General features: G+C 68.5%; 14 protein-coding genes. 8 read left to right on the forward strand and 6 right to left on the reverse strand.

Features of this window, described 5'->3' with window-relative positions; genetic code table 11:
• Positions 1-25: 25 nt before the first annotated feature.
• Genes FA702_RS15965 through FA702_RS15985 form a run of 5 tightly spaced genes read right to left on the reverse strand, consistent with a single transcriptional unit; the run spans position 26 to position 6,038 of the window.
• Positions 26-547: a hypothetical protein gene (locus FA702_RS15965; protein ID WP_136956894.1), complete on the reverse strand. Its 522-nt coding sequence runs from the start codon at positions 545-547 to the stop codon at positions 26-28.
• Complete coding sequence (locus FA702_RS15970; protein WP_136956895.1) at positions 540-3,356, reverse strand: 2Fe-2S iron-sulfur cluster-binding protein; 2,817 nt, start codon at positions 3,354-3,356, stop codon at positions 540-542. Before FA702_RS15970 ends, FA702_RS15965 begins: the two co-directional genes overlap by 8 nt.
• A complete protein-coding gene (locus FA702_RS15975) occupies positions 3,353-3,634 on the reverse strand; it encodes a sarcosine oxidase subunit delta (protein WP_136956896.1) in 282 nt (93 codons plus the stop codon). The genes FA702_RS15970 and FA702_RS15975 overlap by 4 nt, the downstream gene beginning before the upstream one ends.
• A complete protein-coding gene (locus tag FA702_RS15980) occupies positions 3,634-4,893 on the reverse strand; it encodes a sarcosine oxidase subunit beta family protein (protein ID WP_136956897.1) in 1,260 nt (419 codons plus the stop codon). The genes FA702_RS15975 and FA702_RS15980 overlap by 1 nt, the downstream gene beginning before the upstream one ends.
• Positions 4,890-6,038 carry an aromatic ring-hydroxylating dioxygenase subunit alpha gene (locus FA702_RS15985; protein ID WP_210417557.1) on the reverse strand — a complete coding sequence of 383 codons (1,149 nt, stop codon included), beginning with the start codon at positions 6,036-6,038 and terminating at the stop codon, positions 4,890-4,892. The genes FA702_RS15980 and FA702_RS15985 overlap by 4 nt, the downstream gene beginning before the upstream one ends.
• A 121-nt stretch (positions 6,039-6,159) precedes the next feature.
• Here FA702_RS15985 and FA702_RS15990 point away from each other — a divergent pair, with 121 nt between their 5' ends.
• The 5 genes from FA702_RS15990 to FA702_RS16010 all read left to right on the forward strand — a co-directional run bounded on the left by FA702_RS15990 (position 6,160) and on the right by FA702_RS16010 (position 13,544).
• Positions 6,160-7,773: an NAD(P)/FAD-dependent oxidoreductase gene (locus tag FA702_RS15990; RefSeq protein WP_210417558.1), complete on the forward strand. Its 1,614-nt coding sequence runs from the start codon at positions 6,160-6,162 to the stop codon at positions 7,771-7,773.
• A complete protein-coding gene (locus FA702_RS15995) occupies positions 7,773-9,209 on the forward strand; it encodes an APC family permease (protein ID WP_136956899.1) in 1,437 nt (478 codons plus the stop codon). Before FA702_RS15990 ends, FA702_RS15995 begins: the two co-directional genes overlap by 1 nt.
• Positions 9,210-9,255: 46 nt before the next feature.
• Positions 9,256-9,891: a TetR family transcriptional regulator C-terminal domain-containing protein gene (locus FA702_RS16000; protein ID WP_168196090.1), complete on the forward strand. Its 636-nt coding sequence runs from the start codon at positions 9,256-9,258 to the stop codon at positions 9,889-9,891.
• Between the two features lie 139 nt (positions 9,892-10,030).
• Positions 10,031-11,641 carry an NAD(P)/FAD-dependent oxidoreductase gene (locus tag FA702_RS16005; protein ID WP_136956901.1) on the forward strand — a complete coding sequence of 537 codons (1,611 nt, stop codon included), beginning with the start codon at positions 10,031-10,033 and terminating at the stop codon, positions 11,639-11,641.
• A 13-nt stretch (positions 11,642-11,654) separates the two neighbouring features.
• Positions 11,655-13,544, forward strand: a complete 1,890-nt coding sequence (locus FA702_RS16010; protein WP_136956902.1) for a tetratricopeptide repeat-containing sulfotransferase family protein — start codon at positions 11,655-11,657, stop codon at positions 13,542-13,544.
• Between the two features lie 5 nt (positions 13,545-13,549).
• Here the strand turns inward: FA702_RS16010 and FA702_RS16015 are convergent, their stop codons facing one another.
• On the reverse strand, positions 13,550-14,488 hold the full coding sequence (locus FA702_RS16015; RefSeq protein ID WP_136956903.1) for an alpha/beta fold hydrolase: 939 nt from the start codon (positions 14,486-14,488) through the stop codon (positions 13,550-13,552).
• 184 nt (positions 14,489-14,672) lie between these two features.
• Here FA702_RS16015 and FA702_RS16020 point away from each other — a divergent pair, with 184 nt between their 5' ends.
• The 3 genes from FA702_RS16020 (at position 14,673) to FA702_RS16030 (ending at position 17,139) form a co-directional block, all read left to right on the forward strand.
• Positions 14,673-14,948 (forward strand): hypothetical protein, encoded by a 276-nt coding sequence (locus FA702_RS16020; protein WP_136956904.1) that lies wholly within the window; start codon positions 14,673-14,675, stop codon positions 14,946-14,948.
• A gap of 146 nt (positions 14,949-15,094) precedes the next feature.
• Positions 15,095-15,808, forward strand: coding sequence for a response regulator transcription factor (locus tag FA702_RS16025; protein WP_136956905.1), 714 nt, complete (start codon positions 15,095-15,097; stop codon positions 15,806-15,808).
• Entirely contained in the window at positions 15,805-17,139 is a 1,335-nt protein-coding gene (locus FA702_RS16030; RefSeq protein WP_255504614.1) for an ATP-binding protein, read from the forward strand. The genes FA702_RS16025 and FA702_RS16030 overlap by 4 nt, the downstream gene beginning before the upstream one ends.
• Positions 17,140-17,152: the final 13 nt, after the last annotated feature.

Genomic DNA, 17,152 nt, shown 5'->3' on the forward strand with positions numbered 1-17,152 from the left:
CTCTCGATCCGTCGAGGGGCGGTCGCTAACTCGCCGGCATCTCCACCGCATCCCAGCGATCGAGCAGCCATTGCCTGACATAGGCGGCGTGCGAGCGGTCCACATAGAGGCGGACGGTTTCGTCCCGCCACACCGCCGTCACGCGCAGCGCGGCGAAGCGCATCACGCGCGAGCACAGACCGGGGCCGGGCCGGTCATGACCGAGCCGCGCCGCCACGCCCGGTCCGGAAAGCGTCAAGGCGACCAGTCCCGCGCCGGCGTCTCCCACCAGCGCGGATTTGCCCGTGACGACCCGTTCCAGTGCCGGCAGAAGCGAGCCCGGAGCTTCGATCAGGAAATCGTGCGGCCCCCGCCAGATCAGCAGGGAGGCGCCGTCACCCGCTTGCGTGGCAACCGGAGCAGTCGGCGCGGGGAGAGGGGCCTCCAGTACGGCGGCGATCGCCTGCGTCAGCGCGCCGTCGCGTTCCGGGGCGAACGTCAGCCGGGCAAGAGCCGGCGTACTGTCGACGCGGAAATGCACGGCCTCCGTGGCCACCGGTTCAGACATGCAGCCGGACTCCTTCGGGATCGAGGAAGCGTGGGGCCACCACGCGAGCCGGGAAAGTGCGTCCTTCCGACCAGATCTCCACCGTTTCGCCATACCGACCGCGTCCGTCGGCGAGCAGCCCCAGCGCGATCGCACGGTCCAGCGCGGGACTGAAGCAGCTGCTGGTGACGAAGCCCTGGCTCGGATGCGGTGAACCGCCGATGACATGGCCGCCCACCGGCAGCGGCACCTGTCGTTCCAGCGGTTCCAGCCCGACAAGCTGGCGGCGGCCGGCCATGCTGGCCGAAGGATGGAGCAACGAGCGCTTGCCGAGGTAATCGCCGTCGCGCTGGCCGGGCTTGCCCCAGCCGATGTCGGCCGGGATGGTCGCGCCGTCGGTGTCGGTGCCGACGTGGATGAAACCCTTTTCGATGCGCAGGATGTCGAGCGCTTCCAGCCCGAACGGCACCATGCCGAATGCCTGCCCGGCCTCCCACAAACGGTCGGCCAGCATTCCGGCCTGCGGAGCGGCGATCGCGATCTCGTAGCTGAGTTCGCCGGTAAAGCTGACTCTCTGGACCCGGACGCGGTGGGCGCCCAGCGTCGTTTCCGCGACGGACAGGTGCGGGAAATCGGCCGAGGCGGCGGGAAGCGTGCAGCCCGCCGCGCGCACCACGTCGCGCGCCTTCGGCCCCGCGACGGTCAGCACCGCCCATTCCTCGGTCACGTCGCGCGTCACCAGATCGAGCGGCCACTGGCACTGGTGCCAGTCCTCGATCCAGCCCCGCACGCGTGCGGCATGGGCGCTGCTGGCGTTGAGCAGGAAGTGATCCTCGGCCAGGCGGGCGACGACGCCATCATCGAGCAGCACGCCAAGCTCGTCGCAGAGCAGGTTGTAGCGCGCGCGCCCCACCGAGATCGTGCTGGGGCGGCCAAGCGAGATCAGGTCGAGGAAGCGGCCGGCTTCCGGGCCTTTCAGCTCGATCTTGCCGAACGAGGAACTGTCCATGATGCCCACGTTGCCGCGCACCGCCAGCGCCTCGCGCCGCGCCGCCGCTTCCATGCTCTCGCCGGCAAGCGGATAGTGCGACGGGCGCAGGTGGCCAAAGTCCTCGAACGCCGCGCCATGATCGACGTGCCAGTCGTGCGCCGGCAGATGCTGCCACGGGCGGAACAGCGCGCCGTTGGGGCGGTCTGCGGCCAGCGCGGCGATGGCGACCGGGGCGAAGGGCGGGCGGTACTTCGTGGTGCCCAGCGCGGCCGGATCGTCGCCCCGCAGTTGCGCCAGCGCGGCAACGCCGTTGGTGCCGCTCAGGCGCCCCTGATCCACGCCCATGCCCCATACGGTGTAGCGTTTGACGTGTTCGACCGAGCGGTAGTTCTCGCGCGTGGCCTGTTCGAGATCGGCCAGCGTCACATCGGTCTGCAGGTCCACGAACACGCGCTTGGGGCTGCCGCTTGGCGGCAACGGCGTCGCAGGCGGGCCGGAAAGGGGCAGGGTGGCGGCGGGTGTTTCCCTGCGCGCGGCGGCCAGCCCGGCGGCGCGCCCGCTGGCAACCGCTTCGTCAAAATCGCGCAGTCCGGCGGCAAGGCCGCAGACGTGGGTGGGTTGCGCCGCCTGGGCAGGCACGAAGCCGCCGAGCGCGGGATCGTGGCGCGTGCGGCCGCCCGACTGGCTGAACAGCTGCACCGCCGGTGACCATCCGCCCGAAACGGCGATCAGGTCGCAGGCAATCGGCTGCGGTCCGCCGGGCCCGTCGATCACCGCGCCACGCACGCGCGACCAACCCCGTGCGGCGCGCACGTGGCTGCGGGCATGGACGGGTATCCCGCGCGCGCGCGCCTGCTCTGCCAGCGGCGGCGCGGGACGCAGATCGACGATCGCCCGGACGGCAAGGCCAGCCTCCTGCGCGGCGAAAGCCGCCGCATAGGCGGTGTCCTCGGCGGTCGCGAACAGCGCGGCCTTGCCCGGCGCCACGCCGTAGCGACCGACGTAGGTCTGTACCGCGCCCGCCAGCATCACGCCTGGCAGATCGTTGTTGGCGAATAGCATCGGCCGCTCGAACGCGCCGGTCGCGATCACGACCTGCCCGGCGCGCAGCTTCCACAGCCGCTGGCGCAGACTGCCGGTGTCGATCTCCTCGACGGCGGTCACGAAGTTCGCGTCGTAGTAGCCGAGCGCCGTAGTGCGGGTGAGGGCCTCCACGCCCGGGGGCACCGGGTCAGACAGGCGCGTGTCGGCTTCCATCAGCAGGACCTTGGCGCCCGCCGCATGGGCCGCTTCGGCGGCCGCGAGGCCCGCCGGCCCGCCACCTATGACCAGCACGTCCACATGGCGCTCGCGGGCTTCGTAGCGGTCCGGATCGGGCAGCGCCGGGGCGGTGCCGAAGCCGGCCGCGCGGCGGATGAACGGTTCGAACCAGTGCCAGTTCGGCCAGATGAAGGTCTTGTAGTAAAAGCCGGCGCTCAGCAGCGCGGCCAGGCGGTCGTTGAGCCGGCCCAGGTCGAAGCGCGTGGAGGGCCAGCCGGTGGGGCTGGACGCTACCAGCCCTTCGCGCAGCGGGACCAGTGTGGCCGGCACGTTGGGCGTCAGCGCCGCGCCTTCGCCCAGCTGCACCAGCGCGTTGGTTTCGGCAAAGCCCGTGCCGATCACGCCGCGCGGGCGGTGGTACTTGAACCCGCGCCCGACGATGGATGCGCCGTTGGCGAGCAGCGCCGACGCCAGCGTATCGCCGGCAAACCCCTGCATCGTGCGCCCGTTGTAACGGAACGTCAGCGGCCGGCTGCGGTCGATCCCGTCGCCGCCTGCGGGAAGCCGGAACCCGCTCATGCCACGCCGTCCGGCCGGGGCGCTTCGGGGCGGTAGGTGGCGAGGATGCGATGGCTCACCGTGTCGCGCAGCGCGTGGAACCAGCGTCGGCAGCCGAAGCTGTGGACCCAGCGTTCCGCGAGCACGCCCTTGGGATTGGTGTGGAAGAACAGGTATGCGGCCCAGTCTTCAGGCGAGACCTGCTCGGGCGGTTCGGGCCGGTCGATATGGGCATCGCCGCCGTTGACGAACTCGTCCTCGTCGCGCGGGCCGCACCAGGGGCAGTCGATCCGCAGCATCAGTGGGCGATCCCGGCGGCGGCGGCTTCATCGACCAGCGCGAGATCGCGGAAGCGATCGAGCGAGAAGGCGCGGATCAGCGGGTGCGGCTCTCCCGTGGCGACGGTGTGGGCAAAGGTCTCGCCGCTCGCCGGAATGGCCTTGAACCCGCCGCCGCCCCAGCCGCTGTTGAGAAACAGGCCGGGCACCGGGCTTTTCCCCAGCACCGGAGAACTGTCGTACGCATAATCGACGATGCCGGCCCACTGGCGCAGCAGCCGCACGCGGCTGAACGACGGGATCAGCTCGATCAGCGAGGCCAGTGCCGCCTCCATTGTTGGCAGGTTGCCGCGCTGGGCATAGGAGGCGTAGGCGTCGGCGTTGCCCCCGATCACCAGCCCGCCCTTGTCCGACTGGCTGACATAGACCCCCAGCACGTTGGACGAGGCGATGGTGTGCAGGACCGGCTTCAGAGGCTCCGAGACGAAGGCCTGCAAGGCATAGCTGCGCAACGGCAGGCGGAAGCCCGCCATGTCGGCCAGCACGCTGGAATGCCCGGCGACGGCCACGCCCACGCGCCCCGCACCGATCGGGCCGCGCGTGGTTTCCACGCCGGTTACCGCGCCGCTGGCGGGATCGCGGCGGATGCCGGTGACCGCGCATTGCTGGATAATGTCGACGCCCAGCCGGTCGGCGGCGCGGGCATAGCCCCAGACCACCGCGTCATGCCGCACAGTGCCGGCGCGGCCCTGCCACATCCCGCCCAGAATGGGGTAGCGGGCATCCGGCCGGGTGTTGAGGATCGGGCAGCGCTGATAACACTCCTCGCGCGAAAGCATCCGCATATCCACGCCGTTCAGCGCCATCGCGTTGACCAGCCGGCGCTGGAAATCCAGTTCGTGCCGGCTGTGGGCGACCACCAGTTGCCCGCGCTGGCTGAACATGATGTTGAAGTTCAACTCGCGCGAAAGGCCCTCGTAAAGGCTGACCGAATGATCGAAGAAGGCCGTGCTTTCGGGGTAGTAGTAGTCCGAACGGACGATCGTGGTGTTGCGGCCGGTATTGCCGCCGCCGATCCAGCCGGCTTCCAGTACGGCCACGTTGGTGATGCCGTGCTGTTTGGCCAGGTAATAGGCGGTGGCCAGTCCGTGGCCGCCGCCGCCCACGATCACCACGTCATAAGCCGCGCGCGGTTCGGGCGAGCGCCAGGCTTCCGGCCAGTGCCGGTTGCCGGTCAGCGCGTGGCGCGCGATCGCGAGGGCCGAATAGCGGCCTTTCATCCCGGCCGGTGCCCGCCCTGGCGGTCGGCGACATAGCGGCGGATGTCGAGGCTGTAGTCCTCGATCGGCGAATAGTATCCGTGCGTGTGGACCCCGGCGGCAATGCCGGACTGCACGCGCTCACACACCGCCCAATCCTGCCGGTTGACCAGATCCCAGAAATCGACCGCGTCCGTGGGATCGAAATCGGCACGCGCCATCTCGGCGGGATGGAACAGGAAGCGGCATTCGACGACGGTCCGGTCGGCGGCGAGCGGCCAGAGCACGAAGGCGGCGGCGTGGTCCATCGACACGCTGAGCATCACGTTAGGATAGAGTAGTTCGCCCTTGTGCCGGACCTTTTCCTCTTCCGAAAGGCCGGGGAAGGGCGCGCGCGTGGTGGTGCCGCTGGCGGTGTAGGTCACCGCGCCGGACCGGTGCGGAATGCCCGCTTCCCAGTCCAGATCGATGCCGCCGCGTTCGCGGAACGCCGGCACCACGTCGCACAGCTCGGGGTGCACGGCAGGGCAATGATAGCACTCGTTGTAATTCTCGAGCACGATCTTCCAGTTCGCGGCCACCTCGTAGCGAATGGTGTGGCCGGTGCGCAGGTCCGCCAGCGGGTAGTTGGCCAGCCGGCGCGATGCGGTGGCGACGCCGGCCGCAAAATCGGGCGCGGTTTCGGGCTTGAGATTCACGAACACGAAGCCGCCCCAGATGGCGACGCCCACGGGATAGAGCGGGTAGTCCGCCTTGTTGAAGCCGGGCGCATCCTGCAGGTGGGGCGCGGCCAGCAGCCGGCCGTCCAGCCCGTAGGACCAGCCGTGGTACGGGCAGCGGATCATGTTGCGCGCGATCACGCCCGCGTCGAGCGTCACGCCCCAGCGCGCATCGTTACCGGCATCGCACAGCCGCGCGCCGCGATGCCGGCAGACGTTGTAATGCGCGTGAAGCGCGCCATCGCGGCCGCGCACTAGCAGGATATTCTCGCCCGCCACGTCGAGTACGAGGTGCGATCCGGCTTCGGGCAGGTCTTCCTCGCGCGCGGCGCAGAACCATTCGCGCGTGAAGATCGTCTCCTTGTCCAGGGCGAAGGCTTCGGGCGTGAGGTAGGCGGCGCTGTCGAGCGAGCGTTCCATCGTGGCGTCTCCATGCGGATGGCTCATGATCGTCGATTCCCCGATGTCGTTATTAGACACTTGCCTCATAAAATTCTTTCGGGCAAGCCATGTGTCGATGGCATCGCGGGAAGGGTGCCGACGCAACGCACCAAGGGGCGCAACGCACATGGCCACGCAGGACCGGACATACGATGCCATCGTGGTGGGCGGCGGCCATAACGGACTGACGGCGGCCGCCTATCTCGCGCGGGCCGGGCGGTCGGTGCTGGTGGTGGAACGGCGGCCGATCGTCGGCGGCGCCTGCGTCACCGAGGAGGTCATTCCGGGGCATCGCGTGTCGTTCACCTCCTACATCGCCTCGATGCTGATGCCCACGGTCATCCGCGATCTCGATCTGGGATCGCACGGCCTGCGCATGGTCGCCTGCGATCCGATCCTGACGGTGCCGCTGGGCGATGGGCAGATCATCCGCTGGTGGGCCGACCCCGAACGCACGGCGCGGGAAGTCGCCCGCTTTTCTGCCAGCGACGGCGCGACGTTTCTGGAAGTTGACCGCAAACTCAAGGCATTGGCCGCCTATCTTCAACCGTTTTTTCTCGAGCCGCCGCCGGATCTGGCGGCCAAGGGGCTCGACAAGCTGCGCGAAGGCTTGCGTCTGGTCCGGCGCTTCCGCAAGATCAACGGCGTCGAGATGGGGGAGATGGTCACCTTCCTCACCGGATCGCTCGGCGATTTCCTGGACCGCCATTTCGAGGCGGAGGAGACCAAGCGGATGATCCTTGCCAACAGCGTCTATGGCAAGCACGGCGGCCCTTACGAGCCGGGTTCGGCCGTGGGGATGCTGTTCCACCTGCTGTCGGGCGGCGATCACAGCGTGCAGGGCTTCAACGGGCACGTCATGGGCGGCATGGGCGCGATCACCAGCGCCATCGCGGCTGCGGCGCGCGGCTTCGGCGCGGAGATCCTCACCGATGCGCCGGTCGCCCGGATCGATGTCGAACAGGGCCGGGCCACCGGCGTGACGCTGGTGGACGGCCGCTCCTTCCGGGCCGATGTGGTGCTGTCGAACGCCGACCCCAAGCGCACCTTCCTGGGCCTGGTCGCGCCTGCGCACCTGCCGGCGGACTTCCGTGCCGACATTGCCGCGATCAAGATGGGCGGCCCGGCGGCCAAGCTCAACCTGGCGCTTTCGGGGGAGCCGACCGTGATCGGGCGAGCGCCCGATGCATTGCCGCTGGAACGTTCGCTGCTGTCGATCGCGCCGACGCTGGAAGGCGCGCAGCGCTGCGCTGACATCGCCCGCTTCGGCGACATTCCCGAACACCTGTGGATCGATTGCGTGATCCCCAGCTTGGTCGATGACAGCCTGTGCCCGCCGGGCCACCAGATGATGACCTGCTTCATCCAGTTCGTGCCCTACAAGCTGCGCGACGGGACGTGGGACGATCATCGCGAGGCCTTCGCGGATTCGATTATCCGGCAGATCACCCGGCACATGCCCGATCTGCCCGAAAAGATCATCGGCCGCACCGTGCTGACCCCGCTCGACCTCGAGCGGACCTATGGCCTCACCGAAGGCAACATCTTCCACGGTGATTTGCACCCCGGCGCGCTGTTCTCGATGCGGCCGGTGCCGCGCTGGTCGCAATACCGGACGCCGGTGGAAGGGCTTTACCTCTGCGGGGCCGGCGCGCATCCCGGCGGCGGGGTGACCGGGGCGCCGGGGCACAACGCGGCCATGCAGGTCCTGCGGGATCGCAAGCGGCGGCGCCCACGCTGATGGCGGGAGGCGCGCACAACCCGCCCAAGGTGATGGGTGTCGCGGACCTCGCGCTGTTCTATATAGTTACCGGCGTCAGCCTGCGCTGGATCGCCACGGCGGCGGCGATGGGGCCGAGTTCCATCGTGGTGTGGCTGGGCGCGCTGCTGGGCTTCTATTTCCCGCTGGTCATGGCGGTGGTGGAGCTTTCCTCGCGCTATCCGCAGGAAGGCGGGCTCTATGTCTGGACCCGGCAGGCGTTCGGTCCGTTCGCGGGCTTCATGGCGGGCTGGAGCTATTTCACCTCGAACCTGCCGTACTTCCCCAGCGTGTTCTATTTCGATGCCGGCAATGCGCTCTATATCGGCGGCGACAAGCTGCTGCACCTGCACAACAGCCCCCTGTTCTTCGTCGGCTTCTCGCTGATCGCGCTGGCCTTCATCACCTGGCTCAACATCGTGGGCCTGAAATTCGGCAAGTGGCTGCACAACATGGGGGCGATCGGCATGTGGCTGCCGGTGCTGATGGTGATCGGCCTTGCCGTGGTGGTGGGCTGGCGCTTCGGCCCGGTGACCTCGTTTCCCGCCGCCTCGCTGGTGCCCACGTTCGAGCTGCAGCACATGATCTTCTGGGCGGCGATCGCCTTCGCGCTGTCGGGCGCGGAAACCGCCTCGTTCATGAGCGGCGAGATCAAGGACCCGCGCCGCACGATCCCGCGCGCGCTGCCGATCGCCGGGCTGGTGATCGTCGGCTGCTACATCCTCGGCACCGTCGCGGTGCTGGTGCTGATGCCGGCGGGGCAGGTCAGCAGCCTGCAGGGGCTGGTGCAGGCTGGCGCCGCCGGGGCGGAGCGGCTGGGCGTGGGCTGGATTGTCGTGCCGCTGGCGCTGCTTATCACCATCGGCAATCTGGGCGCGGCCAGCGGTTTCCTCTCGGCCTGCGCGCGCATCCCGTTCGCGGTGGGCATCGACCGGATGCTGCCCCCCGTCTTTGCCCGCGTCCACCCGCGCTGGGGCACGCCTTACGTGGCGCTGTTGTTGCAGGGCGGGCTGGGGGCGGTGTTCTGCATTCTGGGGCAGGCGGGAACGGGCGTGAAGGGCGCTTACGACGTGCTGGTCAGCATGGGCATCATCGCCGCGTTCCTGCCGTTCATGGGCGTGTTCCTCTCGGTGATCCGGCTGCAGCGCGAACCGGCCGGTCCCGAGGTGACGCGCTTGCCGGGTGGCAAGGTGACCTCGATCGCGGTGGCCTCCATCGGCCTTGCCACCACGCTGGTCGCGCTGGTGCTGGCCGCCTTTCCCGCACCGGACGAGCCAGACAAGCTGCTGGCGGTCATCAAGATCGCGGGCATGACGGCGGTTCTGCTGGGCACGGGCGCGCTGATCTACGCCCTCGGCAAGCGCAGCGCCCGCCGCGCGGAAGGCTTCCCCGACGCGGCCGATGCGCCTATCTCCTGAAGCGATCGAGCCGGAGGTATATGGCCTCCGCCTTCCGGGGACCCGAATGACCGAAGCCGCCGCCATTTCCGAACGACCTCTCCGCAAGCCGCGCGCCAAACGCCAGCCGCCCACCGTGCGCCGCCAGGATCTGCTGGCGATTACCGTAAGCTGCCTCGCCCGGCTGGGGCCGCGCGGCGCGACCGGGCGTGAAATCTGCCGGCAGGCAGGCGTCTCGCACGGCCTGTTGCGGCATTACTTCCAGAAGCCCGACAATCTCCTGTTCGAGACTTATGAACTGCTGTGCGATCAGCTGATCACCCATCTGGAGGAAGAAGTGGGGGAGATCGGCCCGGATCCGTGGGCCGCGCTCTCGCGCTTTTTCAGCGCCGCGTTCTCGAAGGAATGGGCCAGCGCGGACGTGATTGGCGCATGGATGGCGTTCTGGCAGCTTGCCCGCGGGCGCGAGGATTTCGCTGTCGTCAGCGCCCGCTTCAACGCGCGCCAGCGCGCGCTGATGGAGCGAATCATCCGGCAATTGCCGGGGGCGGACCAGCCCGTGCCCATCGCCGATTCGATCGCGATCCTGTCCGCCGTGCTCGATGGCCTTTGGATCGAATTCTATCTGTCGGAGGAGCGCACCCCCAAGGACCGCTGCATCGCGCTGTGCGAGGTGACGGCCAAACGCCTTTTTTGCGCGTGAAAGATGCCTGCTTGCATTGTCCGAAACGCTGTTGTACGAATGTACAACAAGATGCGGGGCGCGTCGGAAAAGCTGGCCCGCCGCTGTTGGGGAACGCAGGCCCGGATGTGGTACGGGGCCTCGCTTATGGAGCCGCACTATGACCAAGCAGTATGACGCCGTAATCATCGGCGGCGGCCACAATGGCCTTGTTTGCGCGTACTATCTGGCCCGTGCGGGCAAATCGGTGCGGGTGCTGGAACGCCGTCCGATCGTGGGCGGCGCGGCCGTGACCGAGGAGTTCCACCCCGGCTTCCGCAATTCGGTGGCGAGCTACACCGTCAGCCTGCTCCAGCCCAAGGTCATCGCCGACATGCGCCTGGCCGAACGCGGCCTGCGTATCGTCGAGCGGCCGATTTCCAATTTCCTGCCCCAGTCCGATGGCGGCTACCTGAAGCTCGGCGGCGGGCTTGAGCGCACCCAGGCCGAATTCCGCCGCTTTTCCAAGCACGATGCGGACGCTCTGCCGGGCTACTACGAGGCGCTGGACACCGTGGCCGATGTGCTGCGCGATTTGGCGCTGAAATCGCCGCCCAATATGGGCGAGGGGCTGCACACCCTGATTTCGGCGGCAAGGCAGGGCCGCGGGTTGGCCAAGCTCAGCCTGTCGCAGCAGCGCGACGTGCTGGACCTGTTCACCAAGTCCGCGCGCACGTTCCTCGATTCCTGGTTCGAGAGCGAAGCGGTCAAAGCTGCGTTCGGCTTCGATGCCGTGGTCGGCAACTTTGCCAGCCCCGATACGCCCGGCTCCGCCTATGTCCTGCTGCACCACGTCTTTGGCGAGGTGAACGGCAAGAAGGGCGCCTGGGGCCACGCCATCGGCGGCATGGGCGCGATCACCCAGGCGATGCGCGCGGCGTGCGAGGAAGCCGGGGTGGAGATCACGCTGGAAGCGCCGGTGGCACGCGTGCTGGTCGACAATGGCCGCGCGGTGGGCGTGAAGCTGGAAGGCGGCGCGGAAGTGATGGGCGGGGCGGTGGTCTCCAACGTCGGCCCGCGCCTGCTTTATGACCACCTGATCGCGGCCGAGGATCTCGAGCCCGAGTTCCGCCGTCGCGTGAAGGGCTTCAAGGTCGGTTCGGGCACGTTCCGGATGAACGTGGCACTGTCGGAACTGCCGCGCTTCGCCTGCCTGCCGGAACCGGGCGAGCACCACCAGTCGGGCATCATCATCGCGCCGACGCTGGACTACATGGACCGCGCCTATATTGACGCCAAGCTGACCGGCATGGCGCGCGAACCGATCGTCGAAATGCTGATCCCCTCGACGGTGGACGACAGTCTCGCGCCTCCGGGACAGCATGTCGCCAGCCTGTTCTGCCAGCAGTTCGCCCCCGAACTGCCCGACGGCCGGAGCTGGGACGACGCGCGCGAGCAAGCGGCGGACCTTATCATCGATACGGTCGAACGCTGGGCGCCGGGCTTCAAGGCATCGGTCATCGCGCGGCAGATTCATTCGCCGCTCGATCTCGAACGCAAGTTCGGCCTGACGGGCGGGGACATCATGCACGGCAACATGTCGCTCGATCAGCTGTGGTCGGCCCGCCCGTTCCTGGGCAACGGCGCCTATCGCGGGCCGCTCAAGGGCCTGTACCTGTGCGGTGCCGGCACCCATCCCGGCGGCGGGGTGACCGGTGCGCCCGGCCACAACGCCGCGCGCGAGATTCTCGGCGAGAAGAGCCTGTGGCGGCGCCTGACCCGCGCGGCTTGAGGTCTTTGCCGGCGTGAGCGCGGCGGCGACGACGCCCTCGGTCGAGGAGGCCCTGGCCCACGCCCGGGAGCTTCTCGGCCGCGCGCCGTCGCTGGCCGAGCGTCAGGCTGCCGAAATCCTGCGGGTCGTGCCGGGGCACGCGGCGACTCTGGCCGTGCTGGGCGAGGCGCTGGCGGCGCAGGGGAAGGTTGGTCCCTCGATCGCGGCGCTGCGGCAAGCGTTGTCGAAAGACCCGCTGCGGCCCGATGTCTGGCGTCTGTTGGCGGTGCAACTCGCGCAGGCCGGGGATTTCGCGGGCGTGGGCATGGCGCAGGCAGCGGAGCTGCGCGCCTCGGTCCACCATCCCCGTCTCCAGCAAGCAGCGCAGGCGCTGGTCGCCAATGACATCCCCATCGCCGAACGCCTGCTCAAGGCGCACTTGCGCGAGGATGACGGCGATATAGCGGCGCTGCGGATGCTGGCCGAAGTGGCGGGCCGGATCGGCCGCTACGACGATGCGCGCACGCTTCTGGAACATGCGCTGGCGATCGCCCCCACGTTCGCGCCGGCGCGTTTCAACCTTGCTCTTGTCCACTATCGCCAGCAGCGTTTCGCGCAGGCGCTGGAACAGATCGAACGGTTGCTGGAAGCCGAGCCGGGGCACCCCGCCTACGGCAACCTGAAGGCCGCGGCGCTGACCATGATCGGCGAGACGGATGCGGCCGTCGATCTGTTCGCGGCGGTTCTGGCCGCGCGCCCGGACCAGCCGCGCATCTGGACCAGCTATGGCCACAGCCTGAAAACGGTGGGCCGGCAGGACGACAGCGTGGCCGCCTATCGCCGGGCGATCGCTCTGGAACCTAGGCTGGGCGAGGCGTGGTGGAGCCTCGCCAACCTCAAGACCGTGCGGTTCGGGGCCGACGACATCGCCGCGATGGAAGCCGCGCTCGCGCGTGACGACCTATCGGCCGAGGATCGTTTTCATCTGCATTTCGCGCTGGGCAAGGCGCAGGAAGATGCCCGCGCCTATGAAACGTCGTTCGCGCACTATGCCGAGGGCAACCGCCTGCGCCGCAGCGCGATCGAGCACGTGCCGGCGATGCGGCGTGTGGAGCGGATGCGCGCGATGCTGACGCCCGATGTGTTCGCCGCGCGGGCGGGGCAGGGCGATCCGGCGCGCGATCCGATATTCGTGCTGGGCATGCCACGCGCGGGATCGACGCTGATCGAGCAGATCCTGTCATCGCATTCCACTGTCGAAGGCACGCAGGAACTGCCGGACATCCGCGCCATTGCCGGCAATCATGCCGGCGCGGATCGCGACGACTATCCGGCCGGCCTGCTCGCGCTCGATCCCGCGCGTCTGGCGGCGATGGGGGCCGAATACCTCGAACGCACCCGTGTCCATCGCCGGACTGGGCGGCCATTGTTCATCGACAAGATGCCGAACAACTGGCTGCACGTGCCGCTGATCCATCTGATCCTGCCCAACGCCACGATCATCGATGCGCGCCGCCATCCGCTCGCCTGCTGCTTCTCCAACTTCAAGCAGCATTTTGCGCGCGGGCAGGCGTTCTCTTACGATCTCGCCGAAATGGGCCGCTACTACGCCGACTACGTCGCGCTAATGGACCATGTGGACGCCGTGCTGCCGGGCCGGGTTCACCGCGTTCACTACGAAGCGATGGTCGCCGATACCGAGGGCGAGGTGCGCCGCCTGCTCGATCACGTGGGGCTGCCGTTCGAGCCGGCATGCCTGCGCTTTCACGAAAACGCGCGCGCGGTGCGGACGGCCAGTTCCGAACAGGTGCGCCGGCCGATCTTCCGCGAGGGGCTGGACCAGCACCGCCATTACGAAGCCTGGCTCGGGCCGCTCAGGAACGCGCTGGGGCCTGTGCTGGAGCGCTATCCCTACCCGGTGTAAAGAGGTCAGGCCGCCGCGCGCTCGCGGATGAAGGCGGCGACGGCGTCTGGCGCGGTGACCGGGATCATGTGGCCGCCGGGGATCAGCCGCAACGTGGCGTCGGGCAGCGCCGCGGCCGTGCGTTCGCCGTGCAACGCGGGATCGAGAATCGCGTCCTGCTGCGCGAAAAGGATCCCCGTCGGCGTGCGCGTTTCGGGATAGCGCGCGGCGAGCGCTGCCATCTCGTCGCCGACGCCGCTCGCTTCGCTGGAGGTGCTCCACACCGCCGATGGACGCAGGCCCAGCGCGCCGCCGCCTGCCGTGACGAAATCGGCGGGCGGCGTTTCCGGCGCGAAGACGGCGGCCAGGGTCTGTTCGCCGCGAAGCTGGCCGATCGGCACCGCCAGCGTCCACGACACGATCCTGCGGGCGACGGGCGAGGGGATGACGAGGCCCTTGAATACGTCCGGCACCTCGCTGATGGGCTGGGTCAGCGGGCATACCAGCACGAGGCCGGAGATCAGGTCGGGAAACTCCTGCGCCAGTTGCAGGGCAAGCGCGCCGCCCAGCGAGTGCCCGACCACCAGCGGCTTTTCGAGGCCCAGCGTCCGGATAAAGCTGGCGACGATGCGCGCCTGCCTTTGCAGCGTCGGTAATCCGTCGCCGCTGTATTCGGAATAGCCGTAGCCCGGCCGGTCGATCGCGATGACGCGAAAATCGTCCTCCAGCCGCGATACCAGCGAATACGTGAAATTGTGCAGCTGTCCGCCAAGGCCGTGGATCAGCACGATCGGCCGCCCCGCTCCGCGCTCGACGTAGTGGATGCGCGCGCCTTCGACCTCGGCGATCTTTCCTGACCGTGGAATCATCCGCGCAACGCGCGCGCTGCTGATGGCGGTCCAGCCGACGAGCCCGCCGACAACGGCGGCGGCGGTAGCGAGCGATGCGGTGATGAGCGGTGCCATGAAAAGACAGCCTATCGGCGGCGCGTTCCGGCGCAAGCGAAATGGTGAAAGCCCCCGAAACAGGCCCAGCCGGTGCGATTTGGGCCGCCTTTGTGTCAGCAGCAATACTTCTTCACATTCGCGAGCGGATCAGGAAATGCCGCATGCGTTAGCCCGGAACCATCAGCATTTCGGGAGTTTTGAGATGATCGTTATGACCTTGGTTGCCATGGCCTCTGCCGTTGTTTCCTCGCCTTCGGCCCAGCCGGGTTGCGCGGCGCAGGGCGGCGGACGCGCGATAGTCTGCGGCGCGCCCGCTGCGGCGCCTTCCGCCAAGCGGGTGGCCGACGCGACGCCCGCCGTGACGCGGGTGTGCAATCCGCATCCCGGCAAGGACGTGGCCTGCGCCGCGCACCGCGCGCGCGATCTTGATGCCCGCCGTATGGCCGCGAATGTGCCGGCCGGTCACGCCGCGCACTGACCTTTGCGTCCTGTTCCCGCCCGTGCTGTGGCGCGGGGCGGGAACATGGCCGCGCCTCCGCTGATTTGACTGGCGCGCCGCAACGATTGCGGCGTGGACCCGCAGTCCCTATTGTCTCCGGCAATGAAGAGTGTTGATACCTTCCGATGACCGCCCCTTCGATCGTACTGGTTGAGGACGATGCGCCGCTGCGCACGTTGACCTCGCGCGCGTTGCGCGAACACGGCTACCATGTCCGCGCTGCCGCGACCGGTGCGGAAATGTGGGTGTTGCTGGAAAACGAGCCGGCCGACCTCGTGGTGCTGGACATCATGTTGCCGGGCACCAGCGGCATCGATTTGCTGCGCCGCCTGCGCAAGACCAGCGAAGTGCCGGTGATCTTCGTTAGCGCGCGTGGCAGCGAGGAGGATCGCGTGCTGGGGCTGGAACTGGGCGCGGACGATTACCTGGCCAAGCCCTTCGGTACGCGCGAACTGATCGCGCGGATCGGCGCGGTGCTGCGCCGCCATGGCGCTCCCACGGATGACGCGGCGGAGCCGAGGTCCAACGAGATCCGCTTCCTGGGCTGGACGCTTTCGGTCGCCCGGCGCGAACTGCGCTCGCCTTCGGGGGCGATCGTGGATCTCACCGGCGCGGAGTTCGATCTGCTTGCGGCTTTCCTCGGTCAGCCGCAGCGCGTGATCGGGCGGGAACGCCTGATCGAACTTTCGCGCACGCGCCTGGCCGATAGTTCCGACCGCAGCGTGGACGTGCTGGTCAGCCGCCTGCGCCGCAAGCTGTCCGCCGCCGGCGGGCAGGCGCCGATCGTGACCGTGCGCGGCATCGGCTATATGCTGAGCGCCGAGGTGGAGCGCGCTTGATCGGTTTTCGCCGCTTCCTGCAGAAGTTTGGAGGCGGCATGGGGTTGCCCGGCCGGCTGCTCGCTATTCTGCTGCTGGTGGCGACGATCGATTTCGTCGCCAATTCGATCGTGCTGGATCGCGCCAACGATTTCGCGCTGCGCGAGGACGATGCCGCGCGGATGGCAGAGCATCTGACCATCGCCTATCGCGTGATCGAACGCACCCAGCCCGCCAACCGCAGCGTTGTGGCGCGCGAATTGAGCACCGAGCGGTTCAGCATCCGCTGGTCCGCCCAGCCCGACGCCCTGCCCACCACGGTCAGCCTGACGCGCCTGCGCGCGCAGGTGCTGGCGTTCGAACCGGACCTGGGCAAGGTCGATCTGCGGATGCACCTGCTGCCCTTGCGCGGGCAAGGGGACATCGGCGGTTCGATGACGCTGTCCGACCGCTCCTACCTGACCTTTCGCACGTTCAGCCGGTCGGCGTGGACGCTCAACCTGGGGCGCGTGGGGCAGACGGTGTTGCCGACGGCCTTGCTGGCCTTGCTGGCCTGGTTCCTGTTCCGCACTACGCTGCGGCCACTCGCCACGCTGGTGCAGGCGACGCGCCGGGTGGGTTCGGCGCAGCCGCAGTCGTTGCCCGAAACCGGCCCGGCCGAAGTGCGCGAACTGATCCATGCCTTCAACGCCATGCAATTGCGCATCCACGAGCTGCTGGCGCGCGGATCGCAGACCCTGCTGGCGATCGGCCACGATCTGCGCACGCCGCTGGCGCGCCTGCAACTGCGGCTGGACAACGCCCAGATCGATCCGGCCGCCCATCAGGAGATGAGCCGCGATATCGACGAGATGCGCGATCTGCTCGCCTCGTTGCAGGCCTTTGTGGAATCGGGGGACGATCGCACCGCGCAGCAGCGCATCGATGTGGCAGCCATGGTGCAGACCTTGGTCGATGCCGCATCGGACCGGGGCGCGGATGCGACTTATGCCGGCCCTGACAGCCTGGACATGGTGGCGCGACCGGTGGCCGTGCGCCGTTCCGTTTCCAACCTGATCGAAAACGCGCTGCACTACGGCGGCAACGTGCGCGTCGCGGTGCGCGACCGGGGCGACCTTATCGAGATCGAAGTGGCCGATGATGGCCCCGGCATTCCGGACGATCAACTGGAAGAAGTGCTTCAGCCGTTCGTTCGGCTCGACAATGCCCGTTCGCGCGATACGCCGGGAATGGGGCTGGGCCTGCCCATCGTCCACCGCGCGATCCGGTCCGAAAACGGCCGGCTGCACTTGCGCAACGCCCCGCAAGGGGGCCTTCGTGCGACCATCCGCCTGCCACGCGTGCCCGAGTAAGCCGCCGTTGCTG

Source organism: Novosphingobium sp. EMRT-2, assembly GCF_005145025.1.
Classification (GTDB): Bacteria; Pseudomonadota; Alphaproteobacteria; order Sphingomonadales; family Sphingomonadaceae; genus Novosphingobium.